Origin of the sequence: Prevotella sp. CAG:592, assembly GCF_000436015.1 — a bacterium.
Lineage (GTDB): Bacteria > Bacteroidota > Bacteroidia > Bacteroidales > Bacteroidaceae > Prevotella > Prevotella pectinovora.
Genome location: NZ_FR892481.1, coordinates 1 through 4922, shown reverse-complemented (window position 1 = coordinate 4922; position 4922 = coordinate 1). Strand labels below are relative to the sequence as shown.

Sequence of the window (4922 nt, the reverse complement as noted above, 5' to 3'; positions counted from 1 at the left end):
AAGCAAGCCCTAACGACCGATTCGGGTTGAACTGAAAAAGTGTATCAAGAAACGGGACGGTCCCGAACTTGATACACTTTAAAGTATTGCGAGAAGTTTCCTAACTGATAGAGAAAACTATCAGGTTATGAAACGATGCGCTTTTTATCTGATTAGTAAGCGACGCACAGATATCTGATTAGTAAGCGATACGCTTCACGAACTGCTGGGCGCCCTCACCCTTCACTACGTAGATGCCGTGAGAGAGAGATGTTGGAGCAACCTGTGTTCCGTCGAGGGTATAAACCTTAACGTTTCCGTTGTAACCGTCAACAACGAGGTTGCCGTTCTGGATGCGTACCACTGGTGAAGCGGCATTCTCTGTTGTCTCGATGCAGTCTGCAGAGTTAGCGCCGACGTGTGCCTCAGCGGCGTTGTCTACATAACCTGTGAGAGAGTCGATGAGGATAGCGATAGCGTTGAGGTTCTTCTTGTTCTGAACTGTTGAAGGAATAGGAATCTGAACGTTGTAGTTGATTACCTCGTTGAGGTTGAACTCTGTGGGAATGCTTCCCTCGATACCCTCATAACCGAAGGTAGCACGGGCAACATGCTGCAATGGGTCGCTTACATAGCCACCCTTGTTCTCCCAGCCACCCATCTCGCCGTATGAGCCACCTGAGAAGTTGTTTGCCTGGCTATAACCTGTCACATTGTCCTCAGTGAGGATAAAACCAAGCTTGTAGCGTGCACCTGCCTTCTTGATGAGAGGAGTTACCATTGCTGTAACGTCAACAGATTTCTCGTCTGCAGAGAGCTTAGACTCTACATCGATGTGCATCTCTGGAGTAATCTTGCTGAGGTTCTTCAGGATTGCCTCCAGGTTGTCGCCTGATGGAGATGTCGAGTTCTGGCGCATTACTGTAGAGCCAGGGAAACCGCCGTTGATCAGATTTCTTACGAAATCAGCATAGTCTGATGGAGCGAGAGGACCATTGCTGTCATAGCAGTGTACTGCAACGCCAACGAACTGTGAAGGATATTTCTCGCTCATATACTGGAATCCTACGATACCACGTGGACAGAAGCCACAGTCGATACCGGTCTGCTCCTCAACGAAGAGACGCTTGCCGGGAACGAACTGCAGAACGTTGATGAGAGACTCACCGCTGTTGTTGTCAGCCACCTCGTCGTCCTTGCCGTTTACCTGAAGGATACGCATCTTCACGTCGTGCACGCCAAGAGCCAGATTAGCCTCCGGGTCAGTGAATGTAACGACTGCGTCCTTACCTGTAAGGATGCTTATCTTGCCGCTCTCGGCTGTCTTCTCCTCGCCACCGTCGATAGAGTAAGCCACGCTGAGCTTCGTGATCTTGGTATAGCACTGGTTCTTTACTGTAGCAGAGAGTGTTGCTGGCTCGCCGACTGTAGAAACTGTGCTGTTTGCAGATATCAGACAAGCGTCCAGTGGCACCTTTTCACCGCTGATACGAGCGTCGAGACAAAGCACTGGAGACTTTGTTTCGCCCTCTGCAGCATAGTTCTTCCATCCGTCGCCGAGGTCAGCCCAGCAACCGTTCTCGTTGTACACGTTAGAAACGGCAACGATAGGAGCTGTACCTGTCACTTCATAACCTACGTAGAAGCCCTCTTCTCCGCTGATCTGAAACTTTTCTGTTGTCTGCACGTCGTTAGTTCCGCTATATGCTGCGTCTGATGTACCTGTAACGTCATAAGAGTTGAGGTCTTTGGTGATAAACACCTTCAGAGTGGTGGATCTTGATGCGAGACCCACTCTCACCTTGTTGATGTAGCATCCCTTGTAGCGGCTTGCCACTTCTGCCGGAATGTAGATAGCACACTTAGCTGATGTGTTCTCCGTGAGCACACCAGTCTGTGTGGTTGTGCCGTAGCCGAAGAAGCAATACTGATCGGCAAGCGCTACGGTAACTGACATGAGCACTGCCATGAGGATCAATGATAGTCTTTTCATTTTTAAGTTCTTATAGATTAAATAAAGGATTAATTATTTCACTAACACTTTCTTTGTCATTGTATTTCCGTCTTTCACCACTCTCACCACATAGAGTCCGCTCTTGAGGTTGGTATTCTCCACCTGCTCGCCGTTCGCTGTATAATTTGATCACTCTTTCCACTGCAAGTGCTGACGTGGAGAAGAGCAAGAGAGAAAGGAATATAAGTAAGCTTTTTCTCATTGTGAAAGTATTGTTAGTTATTACTAATAAAGGTAATGTCTTCTTGTGTCAATAAGCATTACTTGAGACGAGCAAGTTGACTGTGTCTGTACGTGTGTTTGGGGAATAAGCCCCAGGGAATTTTCACCCTGGAGCTTAGACTTGTATCTGTAGCTGACGGAAAACTGATTATCCGTCGCTTTTCGTTCTTCTGATCATCCACTCCGCCGGATTCTGCAATCACTTGCGGCGCGGATCATTCATCACGTGGTCGTTCATATTACTTCACTACAACCTTGACAGCAGACTGCTGCTTGCCGTCAGAAACTGTAACGATGTACATACCCTTAGGCAGGTTCTTGCCAGTGAAGCTACGGCCGGAGAGGTCGTGAACGCCAACCAGTGTGTTGCCGTTGATAGCCTCAACGTTGCCGTCGGTCACTGTTACCATAGAGTCTGGGGTGCGGACTACAGAACTGATGTCTGAAGACACCTGTACCTTAGACTCGCGGCTGTTGTAGAGCTGGTAAACCTTGTTTGAAGGATCGTAGTTGCTCAGGAATGAAACGACGCGCATGTTTGCGAGGTTCCATTTTGGATCAACAGCGATGCTGTACTCCTTGCTTGCAGAGTAGCTGCTGATGTCCACCTTGTCACCCCAAACGTCCTCGCTGAGCACGGCACGGATAACACCGTCCTGGATATACTCACCGCTTACGCCCTTCTGCTCTGTGCTCACGATACCGTCCTCAACGAGCCATGTAGTGAGGCGGAGGTCTGTCTGACCAGGCATCACATTAGCCTGAGTGTTCAAGTTCACCTTGACGGTGATAGTGTTGTCAGCCTCGTTGTGCTTTGGACGGACGTTAAGCTCTGCGAACGAAGGAATCAGGTTCACGTTGCCGAGCATAGCTTCAAATGCCACATTGCTCTCTACAAAGTAAGCAGGACCTGGATCTTGCATGCCGAGGAACTTCATACGGTCGAAACAAGCTGCCGGGAAGAATGTTGAAGCACCGCCATAGAGAGAAACATATTTCTTCTCGAAGTCGGTAACGAACTGGTCTATGAAGCCACCTTTAGTCTTGACATGGTGCTTAACCCAGATAACGTTGCTCTGGTCTGCCAGGAACTCCTTGTATGACTCGTCCACAAATTCTGCTTCACTGTAGCCCTCTGATGTGAACTGCTCGAGGAGCACGTTACGACGAAGGATCTGACCGCCCTCGCGATATGCGAAGCTGCTTGAAGTCATATCGTTGTCGGCAACATCCGAATCGTCAACACCGTTCACCTTCTTTACAGTGAGCTTCACGTCGAGGTTACCCTCATGGTTGATCTTCACGCCTGGCACGTCGATAGTGGTGATCTCGTGACTCGGCACGTTGAGGTCGTTCAACACTACGTTGTCAGACTCCTTGCCGTTTACTGATACAGAGAACTCCATGCTCTTCACAGTCTCAGGACTGTAGTTGCGGATCTTAGCCTGATATGTGGCTGGTGAATTGCACTCCACGTAGTAGTCGTTGCCAGAAGAGAGGCTGATGAGACCTACGTCACCGTCAGGGAACTTGTCGCCGGAAGCGATACCGCGGATGGCAGCGTTCATATAATATGGCTGTCCGTTCACAGCCGTAGGAAAACTGCTGTTGCTCTGCCAGTAGAAGTCGAGGGCGAGGAACGAGTTGCCCTTCTCACCGGAATAACCCATCACGATAGGATCGTCGAAAGCGACGGCGTCGAGGTTCTCGCCTGGTTTAAGGGTGATATAATAACCGAGATAGAGATCCTGGTCTTTCTCGATGGTCACAGAGTTGTTGAACTTGAACTTGTTGTAACCGGAAGCGTAATCCTGTGTAGATACCGAAGTGAGGACATCTCCCTTGATTACCTTGTCAAGATCCTTACATACGAAAGCAGTGAGACCATTGCCACGCTTCACACCCTCTACTGCCTCGTCGTCAGGAGCCAGGCCATTACCGGTTCTTGCACCGAGCACAACCTCTATAGAGTCGATCTTGCAGCCGACATACTTGTTGAGCAGGCTTGCCGGGAGGCGGATAGCCTGACACATGGTGTGAGACACTGGAGTGTCTTCCTCAACCTGTGATACAGGGATACAGTATTTGCCAATGCTCTTATATGTCTCACTCGGACCGAGACGCATACCTGCATCTTTCTTTGTTACTGTTGCCTTGGTGATAACAGCCTGTGGGGATGGCATCAATGGAGTTCCTGTCATGCCAAACAAGTCCCCCGCAAAGAGGGGAAGACTTGCGATGGATAACAGAAACAACTTATTTCTGTTGTTTCTCATAATGATTATTTATTGATATTAAGTTTTACACTCTGTACATTGCCGTCTGCCGTGCGCACCTTGATGATGTACATACCAACTGGCAGACAACAAAAAGTAAAGTAAATATTTTTCACATTTTTAATAGTTATATAAATAAAAAAAAAGTTTCGTTGTTTTATCTCACAATATTTAGAATACTTGAATGGTCGATACCGCAGGAACTATTTCCACGGGAAAACCATTGAAAGCCGATAACCCAATAATGTCAGTACAATAACTGTTTTGGAAGCGTCTAAGGTTACGACAATCACAAGTGTTTTTATTGTTTGTTCATAATATTTCCGAAATAGCGTTGCAAAAATAGGAATTAATTTCAATACCTCAAATAGTTTGTAATATTTTTTAACATTATATTACGGCAAATCAGACGATTAGAAATCACGCTAAAT

Annotated in this window: 2 protein-coding genes and 1 pseudogene; all 3 read right to left on the bottom strand. The window is 47.7% G+C overall.

All coding sequences use genetic code 11. The features are described 5' to 3' along the window. Positions 1 to 178: 178 nt before the first annotated feature. The 3 genes and pseudogenes from QVO99_RS00205 to QVO99_RS00195 all read right to left on the bottom strand — a co-directional run bounded on the left by QVO99_RS00205 (position 179) and on the right by QVO99_RS00195 (position 4416). A complete protein-coding gene (locus QVO99_RS00205) occupies positions 179 to 1972 on the bottom strand; it encodes an Omp28-related outer membrane protein (RefSeq protein ID WP_022315563.1) in 1794 nt (597 codons plus the stop codon). 33 nt (positions 1973 to 2005) lie between these two features. Then, positions 2006 to 2104, bottom strand: a pseudogene (locus QVO99_RS00200) (T9SS type A sorting domain-containing protein); the annotation flags it as partial. 350 nt (positions 2105 to 2454) lie between these two features. Further along, positions 2455 to 4416: an Omp28-related outer membrane protein gene (locus tag QVO99_RS00195; protein ID WP_288176825.1), complete on the bottom strand. Its 1962-nt coding sequence runs from the start codon at positions 4414 to 4416 to the stop codon at positions 2455 to 2457. Positions 4417 to 4922: the final 506 nt, after the last annotated feature.

Bases quoted from the DNA above. Each gene is read 5' to 3' on its own strand.
- QVO99_RS00195 (WP_288176825.1), bottom strand. From the start codon at position 4,416: ATGACAGGAACTCCATTGATGCCATCCCCACAGGCTGTTATCACCAAG.
- QVO99_RS00205 (WP_022315563.1), bottom strand. From the start codon at position 1,972: ATGAAAAGACTATCATTGATCCTCATGGCAGTGCTCATGTCAGTTACC.